This window comes from Demequina sp., from assembly GCF_016278765.1.
Taxonomy (GTDB): Bacteria; Actinomycetota; Actinomycetes; order Actinomycetales; family Demequinaceae; genus Demequina.
Window position 1 is genome coordinate 16,764 of sequence record NZ_JADQBE010000020.1, and the last position, 18,480, is coordinate 35,243.

At 68.0% G+C, this 18,480-nt stretch carries 15 protein-coding genes and 1 tRNA gene; 2 read left to right on the forward strand and 14 right to left on the reverse strand.

The features are described from left to right. Position 1 precedes the first annotated feature (1 nt). The 9 genes from mfd to QZZ29_RS04260 all read right to left on the reverse strand — a co-directional run bounded on the left by mfd (position 2) and on the right by QZZ29_RS04260 (position 11,908). Complete coding sequence (mfd, locus tag QZZ29_RS04220) at positions 2-3,520, reverse strand: transcription-repair coupling factor (RefSeq protein ID WP_291381643.1); 3,519 nt, start codon at positions 3,518-3,520, stop codon at positions 2-4. Between the two features lie 136 nt (positions 3,521-3,656). Then, positions 3,657-6,206 (reverse strand): glycosyl hydrolase family 65 protein, encoded by a 2,550-nt coding sequence (locus tag QZZ29_RS04225; RefSeq protein WP_291381644.1) that lies wholly within the window; start codon positions 6,204-6,206, stop codon positions 3,657-3,659. Continuing rightward, positions 6,203-6,955, reverse strand: a complete 753-nt coding sequence (locus tag QZZ29_RS04230; RefSeq protein WP_291381646.1) for an HAD-IA family hydrolase — start codon at positions 6,953-6,955, stop codon at positions 6,203-6,205. Before QZZ29_RS04230 ends, QZZ29_RS04225 begins: the two co-directional genes overlap by 4 nt. Before the next feature lie 162 nt (positions 6,956-7,117). Next, positions 7,118-7,804 (reverse strand): aminoacyl-tRNA hydrolase, encoded by a 687-nt coding sequence (gene pth / locus QZZ29_RS04235; protein WP_291381647.1) that lies wholly within the window; start codon positions 7,802-7,804, stop codon positions 7,118-7,120. Between the two features lie 11 nt (positions 7,805-7,815). Continuing rightward, entirely contained in the window at positions 7,816-8,445 is a 630-nt protein-coding gene (locus QZZ29_RS04240) for a 50S ribosomal protein L25/general stress protein Ctc (protein WP_291381648.1), read from the reverse strand. Positions 8,446-8,628: 183 nt separating this feature from the next. Further along, positions 8,629-9,090, reverse strand: a complete 462-nt coding sequence (locus tag QZZ29_RS04245) for a hypothetical protein (protein ID WP_291381650.1) — start codon at positions 9,088-9,090, stop codon at positions 8,629-8,631. Positions 9,091-9,230: 140 nt separating this feature from the next. Continuing rightward, on the reverse strand, positions 9,231-10,211 hold the full coding sequence (locus QZZ29_RS04250) for a ribose-phosphate diphosphokinase (RefSeq protein WP_291381651.1): 981 nt from the start codon (positions 10,209-10,211) through the stop codon (positions 9,231-9,233). Beyond that, positions 10,208-11,773, reverse strand: a complete 1,566-nt coding sequence (gene glmU / locus QZZ29_RS04255; protein ID WP_291381653.1) for a bifunctional UDP-N-acetylglucosamine diphosphorylase/glucosamine-1-phosphate N-acetyltransferase GlmU — start codon at positions 11,771-11,773, stop codon at positions 10,208-10,210. Before glmU ends, QZZ29_RS04250 begins: the two co-directional genes overlap by 4 nt. Positions 11,774-11,836: 63 nt before the next feature. Next, positions 11,837-11,908 (reverse strand) — tRNA-Gln (locus QZZ29_RS04260). A gap of 96 nt (positions 11,909-12,004) precedes the next feature. On the opposite strand from QZZ29_RS04260, the gene QZZ29_RS04265 reads away from it, so the two are divergent. Next, a complete protein-coding gene (locus tag QZZ29_RS04265; protein WP_291381681.1) occupies positions 12,005-12,607 on the forward strand; it encodes a TetR/AcrR family transcriptional regulator in 603 nt (200 codons plus the stop codon). Positions 12,608-12,704: 97 nt separating this feature from the next. After that, positions 12,705-13,085, forward strand: a complete 381-nt coding sequence (mscL, locus tag QZZ29_RS04270) for a large conductance mechanosensitive channel protein MscL (RefSeq protein ID WP_291381654.1) — start codon at positions 12,705-12,707, stop codon at positions 13,083-13,085. Positions 13,086-13,093: 8 nt separating this feature from the next. On the opposite strand, the gene QZZ29_RS04275 is transcribed toward mscL, so the two are convergent. The 5 genes from QZZ29_RS04275 to metG form a co-directional block, all read right to left on the reverse strand. After that, positions 13,094-14,056, reverse strand: coding sequence for a 4-(cytidine 5'-diphospho)-2-C-methyl-D-erythritol kinase (locus QZZ29_RS04275; protein ID WP_291381656.1), 963 nt, complete (start codon positions 14,054-14,056; stop codon positions 13,094-13,096). Beyond that, complete coding sequence (rsmA, locus tag QZZ29_RS04280) at positions 14,053-14,910, reverse strand: 16S rRNA (adenine(1518)-N(6)/adenine(1519)-N(6))-dimethyltransferase RsmA (RefSeq protein WP_291381657.1); 858 nt, start codon at positions 14,908-14,910, stop codon at positions 14,053-14,055. Before rsmA ends, QZZ29_RS04275 begins: the two co-directional genes overlap by 4 nt. Positions 14,911-14,916: 6 nt before the next feature. Continuing rightward, a complete protein-coding gene (locus QZZ29_RS04285) occupies positions 14,917-15,624 on the reverse strand; it encodes a G5 domain-containing protein (protein WP_366479022.1) in 708 nt (235 codons plus the stop codon). 189 nt (positions 15,625-15,813) lie between these two features. Then, positions 15,814-16,665 carry a TatD family hydrolase gene (locus tag QZZ29_RS04290; protein WP_291381660.1) on the reverse strand — a complete coding sequence of 284 codons (852 nt, stop codon included), beginning with the start codon at positions 16,663-16,665 and terminating at the stop codon, positions 15,814-15,816. Further along, positions 16,662-18,455 (reverse strand): methionine--tRNA ligase, encoded by a 1,794-nt coding sequence (gene metG, locus QZZ29_RS04295; protein ID WP_291381662.1) that lies wholly within the window; start codon positions 18,453-18,455, stop codon positions 16,662-16,664. The genes QZZ29_RS04290 and metG overlap by 4 nt, the downstream gene beginning before the upstream one ends. Positions 18,456-18,480: the final 25 nt, after the last annotated feature.

Genomic DNA, 18,480 nt, shown 5'->3' on the forward strand with positions numbered 1-18,480 from the left:
TTCATCCTACCGGGGTCGGTAGGGCGGCCTTGAGCACCTCGCGTGCCCAGTCGAGCACGGCGAGACCCTCCACCGGCGAACCGCCGACGCGTGCCGTGGTGGGCGCAGGAACGAGGATGTTGCGCACCGCCGGCTTGATCAGCGTGCCGGGATACAGCCGCGTGATCCGCATGGCCGCTGAATCCGGCAAGGCGATCGGTGCGAACCGCACATACTTGCCTTGAGCGACAAGGTCGGTCACCCCCAGCGTGCGCATTTCCAGGCGCAGGCGCGCCACCGCGAACAGGTTGGCCACGGGCGGCGGCACGGCGCCGTAGCGGTCGTCCAGGGCGTCGGCCGCGGCAATCAGCGCGGCCTCATCCGTGGCATCGGCGATGGTGCGGTAGGCCTCCAGCCGCAAGCGCTCATGCTCGATGTACTCCGTGGGAATGTGGGCGTCGATGGGCAGGTCGATCGTGACCGGAGCGCGTTCCTCTTCGCCTTGGCCACGGAAGCCCGCGACGGCCTCCCCCACCATGCGGATGTAGAGGTCGAAGCCGACGCCCTCGATGTGGCCCGACTGCTCACCTCCCAACAGGTTGCCCGCGCCGCGGATCTCGAGGTCCTTGAGCGCCACCGCCATGCCGGAGCCAAGATCAGTGTTGGCCGCGATGGTCTGGAGCCGGTCGTGGGCGGTCTCGGTGAGGGTGCGCTCGGGCGGGTACATGAAGTAGGCGTACGCGCGGTCCCTGCCGCGCCCGACGCGGCCCCGCAGCTGGTGAAGTTGGGACAGCCCAAACGTGTCGGCGCGTTCCACGATCAGGGTGTTCGCGTTGGAGATGTCCAGCCCGGTCTCGACGATCGTGGTGCACACCAGCACGTCGTACTGTTTGTCGTAGTAGTCCACGATCACCTGCTCGAGTTGCTTCTCGCCCATCTGACCGTGGGCGACGGCGATGCGGGCCTCAGGCACCAGCTCGGCAAGGTGCATGGCCGCGCGCGTGATGGTCTTGACGGAGTTGTGGATGTAGAACACCTGGCCGTCGCGCAACAGCTCGCGGCGGATCGCTGCGGCCACTTGCGCCGGCTCTTGGGGGCCCACGTAGGTGAGGATCGGGTGGCGTTCCTCGGGCGGCGTGGCCAGCGTGGACATCTCACGAATCCCGGTCACGGCCAACTCGAGGGTGCGCGGGATCGGCGTCGCGGACATCGACAACACGTCCACGTCGGTACGCAGCGCCTTGAGGGTCTCCTTGTGTTCGACGCCGAACCGCTGCTCCTCGTCGATGATGGCCAGGCCAAGGTGCTTGAAGCGCACGGAACCGGTGATGAGCCGATGCGTGCCGATGACCATGTCAATCGTGCCGTCGGCGAGCCCCTCCACCACGGCCTTGGCTTCCTTGTCGCTCTGGAAGCGGCTGAGCGCCACCACCTTGACGGGGAACGGCGCGAACCGCTCGGCGAAGGTGTCCACGTGCTGCTTGACCAGCAGTGTGGTCGGGCACAGCAGTGCCACCTGGGTGCCGTCCTGAATGGCCTTGAATGCGGCGCGCACGGCAATCTCCGTCTTGCCGAACCCCACGTCGCCGCACACGAGCCGGTCCATCGGCACCGGCTTTTCCATGTCGGCCTTGACGTCGTCGATGGTGCTCAGCTGGTCGGGCGTCTCGACAAAGGCGAACGCCTCCTCGAGTTCCCGCTGCCACGGGGTGTCCTGACCAAACTCGCGACCCTTGGTGGCCATGCGCGCGGAGTACAGCCGGATGAGCTCGGCGGCGATCTCCTTGACGGCCTTGCGCGCGCGGCCCTTGGTCTTGGCCCAGTCCGCCCCGCCCATTTTGTTCACGGACGGCGCCTCGCCGCCCACGTACTTGGTGATGAGGTCGAGCTGATCGGTGGGGACGCTGAGCCTGTCCCCCGCGTGGCCCTTCTTGGAGGGCGCGTACTCGATCACCAGGTACTCGCGCTCGACGCCGCGCACCGTCCGCTTGGTGAGTTCCACAAAACGGCCGACGCCGTGGCTTTCGTGCACCACAAAGTCGCCCGTGCGCAATTGCAGGGGGTCGACGACGTTGCGGCGTTTGGAGGGAACCTTCACCTTGGGTCCGACGACGGCGGCGGCGCGGCCCGTGAGGTCGGACTCGTGGAGCACCAGCAGTCGCTGCTCGGGGACCTGGAAGCCGCCGCCGCTCACACCGGCGACGATCTCGATCACGCCGGGCGCCGCCTTGCCCGCGTCCTCGCTCACCCTCGCCGTCAGGTCCGCGTCGCGGCACTGCTCGGCGATGCGGTGTGCCGATCCGGTGCCCGCCGCAGCCACCACCACGCGCCATCCGTCCGCGAGCCGGGCCCGCGCCACCTCAAGCGCCGCGCCGGCCCGTCCCCGGAACGACTCGAGCGCCACGAACCCGGTCTGGCCCGCATCGTCCCCACCAAATGGCCCGATGGTGGCCCAACCGAGACCCGCCGAGTCCACGGCCTCATGAAGCTCATCAAGGGTCAGGAAGCCGCCCTTGGCGAGCGGGCTGTCGGCAGCGGCCTCGGCGACAGCGCCCAGTTCCACGGGCGCGTGGGCGCCAGCCGTGGCGCTCACCCACGCGGCGGCCAGGAATTCCTCGGCGGTGCTGTGCAGGTCCTCCGCGCGGCGAGCCAGCCGCTCGGGTTCGAGGGCAACGATCCGCGAGCCGTGCGGCAGCAGGGACGGGAACGTCTCGAGGTGATCGACCAGGACGGGCAGCAGCGACTCCATGCCCTCGACCACCTGGCCGGCCGCAATGCGTCCCAGCAGGTCGGCCGCCGCTGGCAGCTGCGACTGCATCGACGACGCCCGGCGCTGCACGTCTTCCGTCAGCAGCACCTCGCGGCACGGCGGCGCCCACAGGCGCTCCACCTCCACGAGTGAGCGCTGATCCGCGACGGAGAACTGCCGGATCGATTCGACCTCGTCGCCAAAGAATTCGATGCGCACGGGGTGGGGGTCGGTGGGCGCAAACACGTCTACGATGCCGCCGCGCACGGCGAACTCGCCTCGCCGCTCCACCATGTCGACGCGGGCGTAGGCGGCGTCGGCAAGCGACGCGACCAGGTCGGTGAGGTCGACGCGTTCGCCGCGAGTGAGCCGCACCGGTTCAAGATCCGCCAGCCCTGGCGCCAACGGCTGGAGCGCGGCCCGCAGCGGCGCCACCACAATGCGCGGGGCGGGCAGGCCCGTCTCCCGCGCGGCCTGGTCGGGGTGCGCCACCCGCCGCAGCGTTGCGAGCCGGCGCGCCACCGTGTCCGAGCGGGGGCTGAGGCGTTCGTGCGGCAAGGTCTCCCAGTTGGGGAACAGCGCGACGAGGTGAGGATCAAGGTAGGCGCCCAACGCGGACTCGAGCGCCTCCGCATCGTTGCCCGTCGCCGTGAGAACCACGAGCAGGCTGTCGTCGTTCACCGCCGAGGCCAGCAATGCTGGCGACGCCGACGCAGGGGCCGTCAGGTGGTCCCCGTCGCCGATGCTGGGTGCGCCAAGTGACGCGACGAGCGGAGCGAGCGGACGGGACAACGGGGCCTCCAGGGCATGACAACGGACCGGATTTCCGGCTCCACCATCCTAAGCGCGGTCACGGGCACACCTACCGGGCCCCCGCACCCGCCATCCGCCCAGGGCGTCAGGTGCGCGGCGGAACGGCCACGCGCCACTACGTCAGCGACGGCGGGGCCTCCGCCTCGATGTCCATGGCGTCCGGCTCGTTCACGTTGGGCGGCAGCGACGCCGTAATGACGGTGCCGTCGGCGCGCAGCGTGCCGTGGAACTTCGCCGGATCGGGAACTCCGTCGAGACGCGGTCCCTGGTCTTCGAGCGGCACCACCATCTCGGCGTGAGCGAGGATGTTGTAGTGAGTGCCGCGCACGTCCACCGTGAGGCCGGGGCCCTCCTCGACGTCAAAGGAGATGGACTCCTTGCGCACCGTCACCCTGACCCGGGTCCCGCGTTGGGTCAGTCGGAACGTCAGCGAGGGCCACGGGTCGGGAAGACGCGGGTCGAAGTGCAGCATCGTCCCGTAGTCGCGAAGGCCCCCAAAGCCATACACGAGCGCTGACCACACGCCGCCGGCCGATGCGACGTGCACGCCGTCTGCCGTGTTGGAGTGAAGGTCGCCGATGTCGACAAATGCGCTGTCCCAGAAGTACTTGAGGGCAAGCTCGTGGTAGCCGACCTCGGCTGCGATGATGGACTGAACGACGCCGGACAGCGTCGAGTCGCCGGTGGTGATCGGGTCGTAGTACTCGAAGTCGGATCGCTTCTCCTCCATGGAGAAGTGGTCGCCCTGCAAGAACAGCGCGAGGACAACGTCGGCCTGCTTGAGCACCTGGAAGCGGTAGATGACGAGCGGGTGGAAGTGCAGCAGCAGCGGGCGCTTCTCGGGAGGAGTGTTCGGCAGGTCCCACACTTCGCGCTCGTTGAACAACGCGTCCTGAGGGTGGATGCCCAGGTTCTCGTCCCACAGGATCGCCATGGCCTCCGCGGCCCGCTCCCATTCCTCGACTTCGTCCGGAGCCAGATCCAGGCGAGCCACCATCTTGGCGTGCTGGTCCGGCCAGGTGTCGGCGAGTTTGCGGACCGACTCGGCGGCGGAGCGCAAGTTGAAGCGTGCCATCACGTTCGTGTACAGGTTGTCGTTGACCACCGTGGTGTATTCGTCTGGACCCGTCACTCCGTGAATGCGGAATGACGGCTCATTGCCCGCCGTCTTGCGCCAGAATCCGAGGTCGGCCCACATGCGGGCCGTCTGCACCAGGATGTCGATGCCCTCGCGGGCCAGAAACTCGTCGTCTCCGGTCGCGCGCACGTACTTGTTGATCGCATAGGAGATGTCTGCATCGATGTGGTACTGCGCCGTGCCCGCCGCGTAGTACGCGGAAGCCTCCTCGCCGTTGATGGTGCGCCATGGATACAGCGCCCCGCGTTGGGCGAGCTCGGCCGCCCGCTGTTCGGCCGCGCCGAGCATGCGGTATCGGTATCTGAGCGCGTTGCGCGCCATCACCGGGGACGTGTACGTGAAGAAGGGCACCACGTAGATCTCGGTGTCCCAGAAGTAGTGGCCGCCGTAGCCGGAGCCGCTCACGCCCTTGGCCGAGATGCCGTTTCCATCGCCGCGTGCGCCCGCTTGGGCAAGCTGGAACAGTGACCATCTGACGGCCTGCTGGAGCGCGGCGTCTCCTCCTACCTCAACGTCGGAGCGTGCCCAGAATTCATCGAGCCACTCCCGCTGGTCCTCAAACTGCTTGTCCGCTCCCTCGTCGCTCACGCGATCGAGCGTGCGGTTGCACCGGTCGGCCAGTTCTCTCGCCGGCACCACACGCGACGTATGGTAGCTGACCACCTTGGTCAGGGAGAAGGTCTCACCGGGCTTCAGGTGGGTGCGGAACACGTGCTTGGCGTAGTCCTCCTCGACCTCGCTGGCGCAGTCATAGTCACCGTCGTAGTCGACCCAGTGCTCCATCGCGACGGCCAGCGTCATCTCGGAATTGACGCACTGGTAGCCCAACTGGATGCGGCCGTTTTCCTCCTTGTGCATGCGCGACGCGAGAACCCTCCCTTGGAAGGCTTCCGCCTTGCGAGGGTCCGTTTCGCCTGTCAGATCCGGGTTAGCGCGGTACTCATCGAGGCCCGCCTCACGATTGAGGAGCTGAGACGAGATGGCGATGGGTGCCTCCTTGTCCAGGAGCGTCACCTCGAACGTGAGCACCGCCACGTGACGATGCGTGAAGGACACCATGCGCCGTGATCGCACACGAACCCGGTTTCCCGCCGGCGTGCGCCACAGGAGGTCTCGGGTGAGCACGCCGTCGCGCATGTCGAGCGACCGGTTGTACTCGATCAGATCCGCGACGGACAGCAACAGCGGTTCGTCGTCAACGTAGAGCCTGATGACCTTCGAGTCGGGCACGTTGACAATGGTCTGACCGGTGCGCGCGAACCCGTAAGCCTCCTCGGCGTGGTGGATCGGCCACGTCTCGTGAAAGCCGTTGATGAAGGTGCCGTGGGAGTGGAAGTCGTGACCCTCCTCGACGTTGCCGCGCAGGCCGAGATAGCCATTTCCCACCGAGAACAGGGTCTCGCTGGTGCCGATGTCCTCGCCGTCAAAGCCGGTTTCCGTGAGCCGCCACGGGTCGGCCGGGAATCGCAGCCGGTCAACGTAGTCACCCAATCCTGTCTCGGACCGCGAGGTGCGCGCGGCCTTCATGGCATGACCAATTCCCCGAGGTCGCCCACCACCACGTCGGCTCCGGCCCGGACCAGGTCATCGGCGCCCGCCCCCCGGTCCACGCCAATCACCAGGGCGAAGTCGCCCGCCGCGCCCGCCTGGACGCCCGAGATGGCGTCTTCTACCACCACGGATACGGCATCCGAGACGCCCAGCAGTGTCGCGGCGTACTGATAGGTGTCGGGTGCGGGCTTGCCGGGCAGACCCTCGGCGGCGGCCACGTTGCCGTCGACCACCACCTCGAAGCGGTCGGCAAGGCCCGCGACCTTCAGCACGTCCGTCGCGTTGCGGGAACTCGACACGACGGCCATCGGCACGCCCAGGGCCTCCAAGGCGTCCAGCAACGCCACAGAGCCCGGGAAGGGGTCGACGCCGTCCTCGCGGAGCACGGCGTTGAACGCGCCGTTCTTGGAGTTGCCCAACGCGCACACCGTCTGGTCGCCAGGTGGATCCTCGGGGGTTCCGTACGGAAGTTCCACTCCTCGGGAGGCCAGACACTCCTGCACGCCTTCGTAACGCGGCCGGCCGTCCACGTGGGCAAAGTAGTCGTCGTCCGTATATTCGGGCGTGATGCCGTGCGCCGTGAAGTAGTCGGTGAACATCCGCCGCCATGCGGCCATGTGGACGTCTGCGGTGGGAGTGAGCACCCCGTCAAGATCAAAGAGCACCGCCCCGAAACTGCGGTCGCTGATCTGCGGAATGGTCCAGTCGGTGCGGCCTGAGGTCAACGGTGATCTCCCTTGGGCATGTGGGTGGGGCCGGAGTCATGCGGAGTGCCACGCCCCCAACGTGGGGGTCGACGTCTTCGATGGTACTGGCCGAAGCGGGGGCGATGTCCAGTGCACGGCCGGGGGACGCCCCGATCCACCGGCCGCGCGGGACCAGTGAGACTAGTCCGAGGAGTGGAACCGCTGCTGGGCTTCCGCCAGCCCGTTGGTCAGCACTTCCTCCACGGCGTCGGCGGCGAGCGCGACCACCAGGTCTAGCTCCTTTCTCTCACTGGCGCTGAAGGGCTTGAGGACGAATTCGGCGGGGGCCTGCCGGCCGGGTGGGCGGCCGATGCCCACACGCACCCTGACATAGTCCGGGATGCCCAGAGCCTTCGACACGTCCTTCAGTCCGTTGTGCCCTCCGGATCCGCCGCCCCGCTTGAGGCGGATCGCGCCGAACGGAATGTCGAGCTCGTCGTGAATCACGATGACGTCGGCCGGCGTGACGCCGTAGTACCTCGCCAAGGCACTGACGGGGCCGCCCGAAAGATTCATGTAGGACATGGGTTTGGCGAGCGCCGCCGGCACTGACGACGGCCCCACGCCGCCAAGCCGGATGCTGGCCACCTGGGCGTGCGTGCGTCCCACCGTGGAGAAGGAGCCTGACCAGCGGCGCGCCAACTCGTCGGCCACCATCTGGCCGACGTTGTGGCGCGTCTGCGCATACTCGGGGCCAGGGTTGCCCAGGCCCACTACCAGCGCGGTCACGATGTCCTCGTCCTCCGATACTCTCCCCCCAGACGATGCCACGAGCAGGCGCAAAGCACGACGCCCGGCTCGCCACACGGGGGCAAGCCGGGCGCTCATGCTGGACAGTTCTACTCGGAGTCGGACTCGGCCTCGGCATCCGCCTCGGCGGCCACTTCTTCGGCCTCGGCGGCGGCCTCTTCCTCTTCGTCCGAGGCGGGCCCGCGCGGTACGGAGATGCCCACAACGGTCGTTTCGGGGTCCGTCATCAATTCGGAACCGGCGGGCAGCGCCACGTCGCCGGCGGTGATCTTCTCGCCATCGCCCATGCCCTCGATCGACACCTCGAGCGACTCGGGAATGTGGGTGGCTTCGGCCAGGATCGACAGCGTGGTGTGCTCGGTCACGGCAACGGTTCCGGGGAACGGCTCGCCCACCACGTGAACGGGGACGTCCACGGTGACCTTCTCGCCCTTGCGGACAATCAGCAGGTCAACGTGTGCGATCGTGCGCTTGACCGGATGGCGCTGAACGTCCTTCACGATGACCATCTGCTTGTCGCCATCCCATTCGACGGTCATCAGCGCGTTGGAGTGCTTGAGCGCCATCATGGTCTCGTGGCCGGGAAGCAGCACGTGCAGGGGGGCGGCGCCGTGGCCGTAGATCACGGCGGGGATCTGGTGCGCCATGCGCGCGCGGCGGGCGGCGCCCTTGCCAAACTCGGTGCGCTTTTCAGCCGCAAGCTTCAACATGTCAGCCATGGGGTTTCTCCTCGAATCGGTCGAATACGGGCCCAGGCAAGGCAGGACGCACCGCATCCGCCGCGTCGATCACGCCAGCCGTGCTGCTTGCCAGCCTCGCCGAGGAACTGCGACAGTCTACTGCCTCCGCGGGCCGCGCGCGAATCGCCCCTGACCAGGGGCGACCGCGCCGCTTCGCCGGCGCTAGCCGCCGAATGCCGCGTCGTCCAGCGCGCGCAGCTGGGCACTGTCGGGGCCGCTGAGCCCGCATCCGCGGATCGTCGCGTCACCGGCCGAGACCAGATAGGACTGGCCCAACTCGAAGGGGACACTCGAAAGGTCGCTGTCGAGCGCATCGACCTGTGGCACCTCGACACGGTCGGCGACACCGCCCGCGAAGCGCTGGGTCACCTCAAGCGTCACGACCCCGCCGTCGACGGCGATCACACGCGCGGCGAAAGCCTGCTCTCGCGCGAGCAGCCCTTCGGGGGTCACGGCCGGCAGTTCATCGAGCCGTCGCCAGCGCACCAGCAGGGTCTCGCTCAGCACGTCGTCAGCCATCGCCGCGTCGGCGCGTCGTAGCAGATAGCGCCGCGCAGGCTCGAGGACGAGCTCGGCGATTGCCCGGAAGCGCTGCTCGCGCTCGGCGTCAGTCACAGGTCTCACGCTTCCTCATGTCCGGCTACGGCAGCAGGATGTCAGGAACGGTTGCGGTCGCTCCCCGAGCATGCGGCGATCCGCGGAAACAGCCCCCCACGGGGCCGCGCGATCGCGGTCACGCAGCGTTCCACTGCAATGAAACGAGGCTAGACGTTCCCATTGAACAGACTCGTCACCGAGCCGTCGTCGAACACCTCGCGCACCGCGCGTGCGATGAGCGGCGCGATCGACAGCACCGTCAGCGTGTCAAAGCGCTTCTCGTCGGGGATCGGCAGCGTGTCCGTGACGACCACCTCGGTGATGCCAGAGTCGCGCAGCCGTTCCACGGCGGGGCCCGAGAGCAGTCCGTGCGTCGATGCCACGATGACGTCCTTGGCGCCGTTTTCGAACAGCGCATTTGCCGCCTGGATGATGGTGCCGCCGGTGTCGATCATGTCGTCCACCAGGACACAGGAGCGGCCCTCGACCTCACCCACGAGCTCGTGGACCTTGACCTGGTTGGGAACGGCGGGGTCGCGACGCTTGTGGATGATGGCCAGCGGAGAGCCCAAGTAGTCCGACCATTGGTCGGCCAGGCGCACCCGGCCAGCGTCCGGCGACACGATCGTGAGGTTGTCGGGCGCCACGCGGGAACGCACGTACTGCGCGAGCAACGGCATGGCCCACAGGTGGTCCACTGGGCCGTCAAAGAATCCCTGTATCTGCGACGTATGCAGGTCGACCGACATGATGCGGTCCGCGCCCGCCGTCTTGAACAGGTCCGCCATGAGCCGAGCAGAGATCGGCTCGCGACCCTTGTGCTTCTTGTCCTGACGGGCGTAGCCATACGACGGTGCAATCACCGTGATGCGCTGGGCCGACGCCCTCTTGAGCGCGTCCACCATGATCAGCTGCTCCATGATGGCCTCGTTGATGGGGGCCGCGTGCGATTGCAACACAAAGGCGTCGGCGCCACGCACCGACTCGCCAAAGCGCACATACAACTCGCCGTTGGCGAACGTGTATGCGGTGGTGGGGACGGCCTCGATGCCGAGTTCCTCGGCAACGTGCTCCGCCAACTCGGGGTGCGCCCGACCGCTCGTGAAGACCAGCCTGCGCTCACTCGACTTCGAAATCATCGACATCATTGCTCACCCCGCTCGCTACCCGCGTCGTCCTGACTGAACGATATCGGTACTGGCGACCCGTGCGCGCCGTCGTGGTCCCGGCCCACGGCCCTCTTGGCCGCCTCGGCGGACGGCGTCCCGGGGCGTCGGGAGGCAACCCACCCCTCGATCACCTGCTGCGGCACACTGTTGCGCGCGAGCGCTCCTGAGGGCACATCGCGGCGAATGATCGCTCCCGCGCCGGTGTAGGCGCCGTCGCCAATGGTGAGCGGTGCAATCAGGGAGTTGTCGGAGCCGATGCGCACGTGATCGCCCACGGTCGTGTGGTTCTTGTGGACTCCGTCGTAGTTCACAAAGATGGTCGCCGCACCCACGTTGGAGTGTTCACCGATGGTGGCGTCGCCTACGTAACTGAGGTGCGGCACCTTGGAGTGCGCGCCGATGCTCGCATTCTTTGTCTCCACGAACGCGCCGATCTTGCCGTCCTCGCCAAGCACGGTGCCGGGGCGCAGATAGGAGAACGGCCCCACCGTCGCTCCCGCGCCGATCCTCGACGACGAGCCATGCGTCCGGATGACGGTCGCGCCTTCGCCCACCGCGACGTCCGTCAGCGTCGAGTCGGGGCCGACGACGGCGCCGGTGGCGACGGAGGTGTTGCCGTGCAACTGGGTTCCGGGCAGCAGCGTCGAATCCGGTTCCAAGGTGGCCGTCACGTCAATCCACGTGGTGGCCGGGTCAACGATGGTCACTCCGTGCCGCATCCACCGGTCGACGATGCTCCTATTGAGAGCGGCACCCATGGCCGCCAACTGGACCCGGTCGTTGACGCCCTCGACGGTGCGCGCGTCCGGAGCCACGAAGGCACCCACCGGCTTGCCCGCGGCCCGTGCGATCGCGACCACGTCCGTGAGATACAGCTCGCCTTGGGCGTTGTCTCGGTCAAGGCCCGCCAGGGCGTCGCGCAGCGTCTCTGCGTCGAAGACGTACAGGCCCGCGTTGATCTCGGTGGTGGCCCGCTCGGCCTCGGTCGCGTCCTTGTGTTCGACGATGCTCGCGATGGCGCCATCCACGTCATGGACGACGCGGCCGTAGCCCGTGGGGTCCTCCACGCGGGCCGTCATCACCGTCACCGCCCGCGACGCGGCCACGTGGTCGGCAAGCATCGCACCGAGCAGTTCCGTGTCCACGAGCGGCACGTCTGCGGAGGTCACCACGATCGCCCCGGTCGCGCGCATCGACATCACGACCTCGCGCGCCAGGCCCCGTGCCGCGGCGCCCGCCATGGCAGTCGCGTCCAGCGCGGTCAACCCACACCACACCGCGCGCCCGGTCCCGGGAACGTCGTCTTGGTCTGCCATCAGCGCGTCGGCTGCGGCCTCGTGGGCGTGAGCCGCCACCTGTTCGCGCGCATGGCGCACCACCACCACGAGGCGTTCTGGGTCGAGACCCTGGGCAGCGGCAATCGCGTGGTGAAGCAATGACCGTCCACCGATGCGATGCAGCACCTTGGGCGTCGATGACTTCATGCGGGTGCCTTCGCCCGCGGCGAGGATCATGACGGCGGCTGGTCGCGTGACGCTCACCGCACCCCCTTGTATGGGACAGGGACCCCCGTAGGGCTGACGGGGTCAGTCTAACGGCGCGCGTTCCGCCCCCAGGATTCGAACCTAGACCGCAAGGCTCCAAAGGCCTGCATGCTGCCATTACACCAGGGCGGAACGGGATCGAAATTGACTCCCGGCGCACCAGTGTGCCAGGAATCGCGGCACACTAGGGACGTGACCGAGGAAGTTAAGCGCGCCCCGCGCGCCCGCATGACCGCTCGTCAACGTCGTGAACAGTTGGTCGGAGTGGCCCGAGCGCTGTTCGCCGAGAAGGGCTTCGAGGGAACGTCGGTCGAAGAGATCGCGCTACGTGCGGACGTGTCGAAGCCGGTGGTGTACGAGCACTTTGGCGGCAAGGAGGGCCTCTACGCCGTGATCGTGGACCGCGAGGTCGAGGCCCTGTCGAGCGCGCTGTCGGGGGCGCTCGCGACCCGTGCCCACCCGCGCGTGCTCGTGGAGCGCGCCGCGCTGGCCCTGCTCGGCTACATCGAGGACTCGCCCGACGGCTTTCGCATGTTGGTGCGAGACTCGCCGGTGGCGCAAGCCTCCGGCACGTTCTCGTCGCTTCTGGGGGATGTGTCGGCCCAGGTCGAGGGGCTCTTGGGCGACCAGTTCAGCCGACGCGGTCTCGACCCCTTTGTCGCGCCGTTCTATGCGCAGATGCTCGTGGGCCAGGTCGCTCTTGCCGGCCAACACTGGGCGGAGGTCCGCGAGCCCGCCAAGAATGTGTTGGCTGCACACCTGGTCAATCTCGCGTGGAACGGGCTCAGCGCTCTGGAGCGCAATCCCGCCATGTCCGACGCCGACACGTAGGCCCCGGCACCGCCTGGCTTGGCGTCTGCCCCAGCCGCCTTCGCATGCCCTACATTGTGAGGCAAACGCGCCCCCGCGCGACCGATTGGGAGGAATCATGCTCACGGGTTTCAAGAACTTTGTCATGCGCGGCAATGTGGTCGACCTCGCGGTCGCCGTGGTCATCGGCGCCGCCTTCGGAGCTGTCGTCACCGCGCTCGTCAACGGACTGATCACGCCCATCGTGGCCGCAGTCTTCGGCGAGGCGTCGCTCACGGGCGTCGGGAACTTCACGATCAACGGCGCACAGTTCAGTGTGGGGCTCGTGCTCGACGCGATCGTGCGCTTCCTGGCGATCGCGGCGGCGGTCTACTTTGCGGTCGTGATGCCCCTCAACCGGCTGGCCGAGCGCTCCAAGAAGGACGAGCCGGTGGGCGAGCCTGCGGGTCCCACCGAGATCCAGCTGCTGGCCGAGATCCGCGACTCGCTCAAGAAGTAGACGCGGGTCTAGCGCTCCAGCAGGACCGCGCCTGCGGCGGGGCCGCTGGCGGTCACCACCACGTCGGCGACCCCCGCCGCGGTGATCATGGCGCCGATGGCAAGGGCGTGCTGACGAGAGCGCGCGAGGCCCGCCACCGTGGGGCCCGAGCCGGAGATCACGACTCCCAAGGTGGCGGTCGACTCCATGACTTCGATGACGGATGCCAGGCCCGGTGCCAGGTCGAGCGCGGGCGCCTTGAGATCGTTGGACAGTGCCGCGCCCAGCCTGCCCGCGTCGCCCGCGATGAGCGCCGCCATGACCTCGGTGTTGACCGCCGGATCGGTGGGGATGATCTGACCGCGTTCCACCATCTGGTCGAAGCGCTCGAACACTGTGGGCGTGGACAGGCCGCTGTGCTGCACCGCAAAGACCCAGTGAAACTCGCCGTGGGTCATGGCCGGCGACAACTGCTCTCCCCTGCCTAGGCCTATCGCGGTGTGGCCCATCAGACAGAACGGCACGTCGGCGCCAAGGCCCGCCGCGAGTTCGTGGAGATCGGAGCGCGTGACGCCGCAATCCCACACCTCGGCGCACGCAAGCAGTGCCGCCGCCGCGTCGGCGCTGCCGCCCGCCATCCCGCCTGCCACCGGCACTCCCTTGAGGATGTGCAAGTCCACGCCGTCGACGATGCCGAAGGCGCGGCGCACCGCCTCGGCGGCCTTCCACGCCAGGTTGGTCTCATCGAGCGGCACGGGAGAAGCGAAGTCCTTCAGGTGCGGGGCCCAGTCCATCGTCAGCGTGATGGCGCCGTCATCGCGCGCCGTGGCCGTGACGGTCTCGTAGAGGTCCACCGCCTGGAATACGGTGGCGAGCGGGTGGTAGCCGTCGTCCGCGAGGGGCCCCACCGACAGGTGGAGGTTGACCTTCCCGGAGGCGCGGGCCCTCACGCGGCGGCGCGCGACTCCTTCAATGGCAAGGTCCGCGGTCACGACGCCACCCTCGCCCGTTCGAGCGCCTCGGCGATGCGGGCAAACGCGGCCACGTCCAGTTGCTCGCCCCGCGTGAGCGGCTCGATGCCGGCCTCCCGCAATGCCGATTCGGAGGCCGCCGGCGAGCCCGCGAGGGACGCCAGCGCGCCTCGGAGTCCCTTGCGACGCTGGCCAAAGGCGGCATCGATGACGGCGAAGACGTCGCGGCGCGCCGCGGTGGTGAGGGGCACCTCCCGGCGCTCCATCAGCACCAGAGCCGAGTCCACGCGCGGCACCGGCCAGAACACCGAGCGGCCCACGTCCCCAGCGCGTCGCACTGTGCAGTACCAGGCGGCCTTGGCGCTCGGAATGCCATACGTACGTGATCCGGGCGGCGCGGCCAGCCGATCCGCCACTTCGGACTGCACCATCACGAGCACCGTATGCAAGGACGGGAAGAACTCGAGAAAGCGCAAGATCACGGGAACGGAGACGTTGTAGGGCAGATTGGCAACCAACAGCGTCGGCTCGCCCTCAAGTGCGATCACGGTCATCGCATCGGCCTGGATCGTGGTCAGCCGACCGACATCGGCGGGCGCCCGCGCGGCCACGGTGGCCGGCAACGCCTGGGCCAGCGTGGGATCGATCTCGATCGCCGTCACGCGCGCGCCAGCCTCGAGCAGGGCAAGCGTCAGCGATCCCAATCCCGGCCCGACCTCGACAACGTGGTCGCCGGGCTTGACGCCCGCAATGCGGACGATGCGCCGCACCGTCCCGGCGTCGACCACAAAGTTCTGGCCCCACTTCTTGGTGGGCGCCGCTCCAAGCGATGCGGCGAGAGTGCGGACCTCAGCGGGCCCGAGCAGTGCGGCCACGGGCCGCTAGTACCAGCTCTGGGCGGTGAAGTGACCCCACGCGCCACAGGGAGTGCCGTAGCGCCCCTGGATGTAGGCGAGCCCCCACTTGATCTGGGTGGCGGGATTTGTCTGCCAATCGGCGCCGTAGACCGCCATCTTGCTGCCTGGCAGAGCCTGCGGGATCCCATAGGCGCCAGACGACTGGTTTCCGGCTGTGTGAGACCAGCCCGACTCGCGCGCCCACAGGTTGTCGAGGCACGACCACTGATCGCCCGACCAGCCGTAGAGGTCGGCCGCCATCTGCTGACCCAGCGCGCGGTTGGTTCCCTTTTGCACGGCTGTCGCAGGCGGGATGGTCAGGGAGCCGACGGCCACGATCTCATCCGTGGGGGGCGTCACGAGCACGGAGATGCCCGGCAGCCGGGCAGTCTCCACCCCGTTGACCGTGGTCACCGTGTAGCTCACCAGCTCGACTCCGGGTGCACCTGCTTGCAGTACTCGCTGTGAGCCCGTCTTGGCTTGGGGGTCCGACTGCTTGACGACGCTGTGCGCCACCGCGTTCTCCGTGGCCACCGTCTCGACTTCAACGTCGGCGCTGGCCGCGCTGACCTCTGCCACCGGGACCTCGGCGGCGGCGTTGCCACGGTGCAGCCAAGTATCGGCGATATCGGCGGCGTCGGCCGACGTGAAGGTGGCGGCGGCGAGGGCCCCCACCACGAGTGTGGTTCCCACCTGACGCAGCGTCTGCAGGCGCGCGCGACCGCGCAGGCGTCGCTCTCGGCGACTGCCCGGCGCTGGAGGAAGCGTCCGATACGTCATAGGTTCCCTAGGTTGAACACACGCAAGTCAATCCCCCTTTGTCTCACATCCGCACACGTGCGCGCAAACCCGAGAGATATGCCCCGCAGTGTGGTATAAGCCTCACCAGGGTCCGTAGAGCCGCTCTGAGGTCGCGTCGATCGCGGTGCACGCCTCCTCAAGCCCGCGACCGAGCACGTCGGCGATCGTGAGCATCGTCGTCGCCACCTGTGACGGCGAATTGACCCGGCCTCGCTGTGGGTGGGGGGTGAGGAAGGGCGCGTCGGTTTCGACAAGCACCTGTTCAAGCGGGGTGACCGCAAGCGCCGCACGCAACGAGTCAGCGTTCTTGAAGGTGACGTTGCCCGCGAAGCTCACGTAGTAGCCGCGATAGGCGCACAACCGCGCCATCGCCGCATCGCCGGAGAAGCAGTGAAACACCGTGAACTCCGGAGCGCCGTCGCGTTCCAGGATGTCCAGCACGTCCGCGTGGGCGTCGCGATCATGGATCTGGAGCACCAGGCCCACCTCCTTGGCCAAGGCGATGTGGTCACGGAAGGATCGCATCTGCGCGGCGCGGCCGGCGGGACCCGTGCGGACATAGTCGAGCCCGGTCTCGCCGACGACTCGCATGCGCGGCAGGCGTGCCAGACGGGAGATCTCCGCCAGCGCCTCGTCGTAGTCGAGGCCGCTGGGATGCTCGCCTGCGGCATGGACCGGCGCCTCGTTGGGGTGCAACGCCACGCCCCCCACCAGGCGCGGGTCCGCCAGGATGGCCTGGGCCGTCCACCGGGCGGAGTCGAGGTCGCAGCCGATCTGCACGGCGCGCGTGACACCCACCGCGCACGCCTCGTCAAGAAGCTGCGCCGCGGAACGCGCGACCGCACCGCGGTAGGGAAAGTCGAGGTGGCAGTGGTTGTCCACCACGGGTGCGGGAAGCGCCTCGGGCGGCGTCGCCCACACGACGTCGCTCACGTCTCGGCGCGCATCCGCTCGAGCTCGGCTTCCACCACGTCGTCGTCGAGCTTGGTGAAGATGGGGCTCGGCATCGGCACCACGGTCCCTGCGACAAGCGGGTTGCGGCGCCACGTGTTGTGTTGGGGCGAGTAGTCGCCCTCGATCACGGGGTAGCTGCGGCCGGCGATATCCAGGTCCTCCACCTCGACGATGCGCGGCATCGGGGCGAAGATCCCCGTGCCCCCGAGCGCCTCGTGGACCTGCTGTGCGCTGTGCGGCATGAACGGCGCGAGCATGGTGTTGGCGTCGCTGACGAGTTGCGCCGCCACCCCCAATACCGTCTTCATGCGTTCATGGTCGGTGGTCTTGAGCTTCCAGGGCGCGGTGTCGGCCAGGTATTTGTTGGCATCGCCGACGATGCGCATGGCCTCGCTCACGGCCTGGCGCTGGCGGTGGGCGCCGATGAGCCTGCCGACCTCGTCGAATCCCGCCTGGGAGGCGTCGAGCGCGGCGCGGTCGATGTCCTGCACGTCGACCAGGGCCGGAATCGAGCCGACGTTCTTGTGCAGCAACGAGGCGGTGCGATTGACCAGGTTTCCCCATCCGGCCACCAGCTCGTCGTTGGTGCGGCGCTTGAACTCGGCCCACGTGAAGTCGGCGTCCGACGTCTCCGGCCCGGCGACCGCGATGAAGTACCGCAGCGCGTCGGGCTGGTAACGCGACAACATGTCCCGCACGTAGATGACGTGCCCGCGGGAGGACGAGAACTTGTTTGACTCCATCGTCAGGTACTCGCTGGACACCACCTCGGTGGGCAACTGCAACTCACCAAAGTCGGACACGCTTCCGCCCTTCGACCCCTGGCCGTTGGCGGCAAGCAATTCGGCGGGCCAGATCTGGGCGTGGAACGTGATGTTGTCCTTGCCCATGAAGTAGTAGGACAGGGCCTCGGGGTCGTTCCACCACTGACGCCACGCCTCGGGGTCACCCGAGCGGCGCGCCCATTCGATTGAGGCGCTGAGGTAGCCGATCACGGCATCGAACCACACGTAGAGGCGCTTGTGAGGGTTGTCTTCCCACCCGGTCAACGGCACCGGAATGCCCCAGTCGATGTCGCGGGTCATGGCGCGTGGCCGCACATCCTTGAGCAGGTTGAGGGAGAAGTTCAGCACGTTGGGCCGCCAGCCGTGACGGCCGCCAAGCCACTCGCCCAGCCGCTCGGCAAGGGCGGGCAGGTCGAGGAAGAAGTGCTCCGTGTCCACAAACTTGGGCGTCTCACCGTTGATCTTGGAGACGGGGTCGATGAGGTCAATCGCGTCGACCTGGTTCCCGCACGTGTCGCACTGGTCGCCGCGCGCGCCAGCGGCGCCGCAGATCGGACACGTGCCCTCGATGTAGCGGTCCGGCAGGGTGCGGCCCGTCGAGGGCGAGATCGCGCCGCGCGCGGTCTTGGCCACCATGTACCCGTTCCTGTGGCACGCGATGAAGAGGTCCTGCGCCACGCGGTAGTGGTTGCCGGTGGTGGTCCGCGTGAAGAGGTCATAGCTGAGACCCAGCTGAACCAGGTCCTCGACAATCACCCTGTTGTAGCGGTCGGCAAGCTCTTGCGCCGTGACGCCCTCGCGCTCGGCCTGGACCAGGATCGGGGTGCCGTGCTCATCGGTGCCGGACACCATCAGGACGTCGTGGCCCGCCATCCTCATATACCTGCTGAAGACGTCGGACGGCACGCCGAAACCGGCAACGTGGCCGATGTGTCGGGGACCGTTGGCGTAGGGCCAGGCAACAGCGGAGAGAATGCGAGACATGCCGCTCATCCTAGTGACCGCTGCG

Coding starts and splice junctions, on each gene's coding strand:
- QZZ29_RS04265 (WP_291381681.1), top strand. CDS start 12,005: ATGACCGCTCGTCAACGTCGTGAACAGTTGGTCGGAGTGGCCCGAGCG.
- QZZ29_RS04240 (WP_291381648.1), bottom strand. CDS start 8,445: ATGGCTGACATGTTGAAGCTTGCGGCTGAAAAGCGCACCGAGTTTGGC.
- QZZ29_RS04225 (WP_291381644.1), bottom strand. CDS start 6,206: ATGAAGGCCGCGCGCACCTCGCGGTCCGAGACAGGATTGGGTGACTAC.
- mscL (WP_291381654.1), top strand. CDS start 12,705: ATGCTCACGGGTTTCAAGAACTTTGTCATGCGCGGCAATGTGGTCGAC.
- QZZ29_RS04250 (WP_291381651.1), bottom strand. CDS start 10,211: ATGATGTCGATGATTTCGAAGTCGAGTGAGCGCAGGCTGGTCTTCACG.
- pth (WP_291381647.1), bottom strand. CDS start 7,804: ATGAGCGCCCGGCTTGCCCCCGTGTGGCGAGCCGGGCGTCGTGCTTTG.
- metG (WP_291381662.1), bottom strand. CDS start 18,455: ATGTCTCGCATTCTCTCCGCTGTTGCCTGGCCCTACGCCAACGGTCCC.